Below are 1,170 nucleotides of genomic sequence, written 5' to 3' on the forward strand. Positions count from 1 at the left end.
CAGCATCGGGCGGGTGACGGGAACGGCCGCCTTGGTTGGCGCGCCGATGAGGGCGATCGACCCGCCGATCAGCGGCAAGGACGCGAGACCGCGGAGGAACGAGCGTCGTTCAAGCATGGTGACCTCCGGTGAGGGTTGGGGCCGCGCCGAGCAGGCGCAGCACGTCGCGAGCGAGCGAGATGCCGATGCGGTCGGAGTGGTCGAAGTCTTCCTCGATCGGGGCTCGCAGGAGGGCGCTGGCTTTCGCCAGCACCCCGGCCATGTCTCGGGAGGGCGCGTCGGCCAGGGCGTGAATGGCCTCCGTCACGAGGTCGTCGAGCCGATTGAACTCGGTGTCGTGCGGCGGCACGTCGCCCAGGTCGTGGCAGTAGTTTTCGAGGGCCGCGAAGCGCCGCTCGATGTCCGACACGAGGCCGGGCACGTCGGCCGCCAGGGAGCCGGGCGCCGACGAGACGCTGAATGGCGGCAGGACGAGCGCCGGGAGAGCGGGCAGGAGGTCACGCATTGACGCCTCCCCCGAACAGCCGCACGAGGTCGGCGGACAGACTGTCGGAGATGCCGTTCTGGCAGTTGAGCACGGGCTGCACCCGGGATGCGCGCGCCTTGGCGAGCACTCCCGCCAGCGTGTCGGCCGGCGTCTCTGCCATCTCCTCTTCGAGCGGAGTGAACCGCTCGATGAGCACGTCCCACTCGGGCAGGTCCTCCGCTTGCTCGTGGGTGGCGGACAGGACGCTCAGCCTGTCTTCGGTCGCCTGTATCTCGGCCGCGATGGTGACGAGACGCGCGTCGTTGGGCGACAGGACACGCGAGGCCCGGGCCTTGCTGACACCGACCGCGAGGCCCAGCGCCGCGACCGCGGAGCCCGTGAGGGCCGAACGGCGGGTGACGGGGCCGCTCACAGGGCGCCTCGCACGATGTCCTGCCGCGCCGCGCAGGGCAGTAGGGCCAGATGGTCGAGCACCGTCAGCGGGTCGGGCGGGTCGACCTCCGGCAACGTCGTGTCCAGCGTCGGCAGCAGCACCCGCACGAGCGCCGCGGGCCGCGGCACGTCGGGGCGCATCCAGCGCTTGCGGCCGGTCCTGCCGGGGTCGGCCTGCTGCGGTCGGGATGGTGGCGGGGCAAAGCTCCGCCCTTCACGCTTCTGCATGTTCGGATTTCCTGGTGGTGGTG

Annotated in this window: 3 protein-coding genes; all 3 read right to left on the reverse strand. The window is 71.5% G+C overall.

What is annotated here, in order from left to right:
* Positions 1-109: 109 nt before the first annotated feature.
* On the reverse strand, positions 110-505 hold the full coding sequence (locus tag D3273_RS27790) for a hypothetical protein (RefSeq protein ID WP_129230284.1): 396 nt from the start codon (positions 503-505) through the stop codon (positions 110-112).
* The gene (locus D3273_RS27795; RefSeq protein WP_129230285.1) at positions 498-899 is read right to left on the reverse strand and encodes a hypothetical protein; all 402 of its coding nucleotides are present in this window, start codon (positions 897-899) and stop codon (positions 498-500) included. Before D3273_RS27795 ends, D3273_RS27790 begins: the two co-directional genes overlap by 8 nt.
* A partial coding sequence (locus D3273_RS27800) for a hypothetical protein (RefSeq protein ID WP_207210938.1) occupies positions 896-1,170 on the reverse strand: 275 nt, incomplete at its 5' end. The genes D3273_RS27795 and D3273_RS27800, both read right to left, overlap by 4 nt.

Source organism: Lichenibacterium minor (genome assembly GCF_004137685.1).
Classification (GTDB): domain Bacteria; phylum Pseudomonadota; class Alphaproteobacteria; order Rhizobiales; family Beijerinckiaceae; genus Lichenihabitans; species Lichenihabitans minor.